Below are 1377 nucleotides of genomic sequence, written 5' to 3'. Positions count from 1 at the left end.
TGACTTGATGGTCGAGCGCTTCGAGCTGCACGAAGCCGTCTCCCAGCCCTTCGAGCTGTGCATCCACGTCCTCACGCTTGACACCCACGTTGCCCTCAAAGACCTCTACGCGCGCCCCGTCACGCTGACCACGCGCTTGTCCGATGGCAGCGAAGTCTCGCGCACCGGCGTCGTCACCGAAGCGCGCTCGCTGCAGTCCGACGGCGGCTTTGCCCGCAAGGCCCTGCTGCTGCAGCCCTGGATCGCCCTGCTCGAACATGCCCTGTGCAGCAGGGTGTGGCAGGACGCCTCTGTCGTGCAAATCGTCGAAGACGTCTTCGCCGACCATCCCCAACTGGCCGCCTGGCACTGGGATGCGGGCGTGGCCGAGCACGTCGCCCAAGGCCTGTTTGCCCGCAATGGAGGCCAGCGCTCGTATTGCGTCCAATACAGAGAAACCGACCTTGACTTCGTCCAGCGGCTGCTCACAGAAGAAGGCATCGCCTGGCGCGTGGAAGAACACCCCGATGCGCCCATGGGCCACCGCGTGGTGTTCTTCGTGCAAAGCGCACAGCAGCCCGAAGACCCGACCAGCGTGCACAGCCTGGGCGGCCGGGGCATCCGCTTTCATGGCCACACCAGCCAGGAAGAGCAAGACAGCATCACAGCCCTGGCCGCGCGCCGCGAGCTGCGCCCCACCAAGCTCGTGCTGCAGGGCTGGGACCACAAGGCCAACCAGGCCATCGTGGCCGAGGTGCCCACAGCCGCCGACTGGGGCAGCGATGAAGCCATGTCCGTGAACGACTGGCTGCACAGCTACGACCCCACAGGCGACTTCGTGTGCGGCAACCACGCCGAGGCCACCTTCTTGGCCACCTTGATGCAGCAAGCCCACGAGGCGCGCCACAAGAGCTGGTTCGGGCGCGGCAGCTTGCGCACCATGCGCGCAGGCACCTGGGCTGGCGTCACGCAGTCCACCGTGGGTTTGATGTCTTTTGCATCAGGCGGGGGCTGGGGCGGCTCCTCCGGTGCCCCCGCTCACGCAGGCGAGCCCCACGAGCTTTTCTTCACCCAGGTGCACGCGGTGGGTGTCAACAACCTACCCAAAGACATCCAGGCCCTGATCGACGCCAGCTTGCCCCACCCCAAAGGCCGCTTCGACCGCCCACGCTGGCCTATGCTCGAGCGCCCACGCGGCTTTGACCCCGAGGGCACCCACTCGATCCACAAGGAACTCAACACCGAGCCCCTGCACACCCACGCCGAGCGCACCGGCTTTGCCTGCCAGTTCCAGGCCGTTCGCCGCGACGTGCCCTGGCGCCCCGTGCTCATGGACGACACCGGCCTGCGACCCCGCCCACGCCCGACCGCGCTGGGGCCGCAAACGGCCATCGTCGT

1 protein-coding gene is annotated in these 1377 nt (G+C 67.3%); it reads left to right on the top strand.

Annotation, left to right across the window (positions count from 1 at the left end; genetic code table 11):
- A partial coding sequence (locus ABG80_RS18425; RefSeq protein ID WP_160322603.1) for a type VI secretion system Vgr family protein occupies positions 1 to 1377 on the top strand: 1377 nt, incomplete at both ends.

The sequence above is a fragment of the Aquabacterium parvum genome, from assembly GCF_001447195.1.
In the GTDB taxonomy this organism is placed as follows: domain Bacteria; phylum Pseudomonadota; class Gammaproteobacteria; order Burkholderiales; family Burkholderiaceae_C; genus Aquabacterium; species Aquabacterium parvum.
Note: the sequence above shows the minus strand (reverse complement) of the source record. Positions and strands in the feature narration are given on the sequence as shown.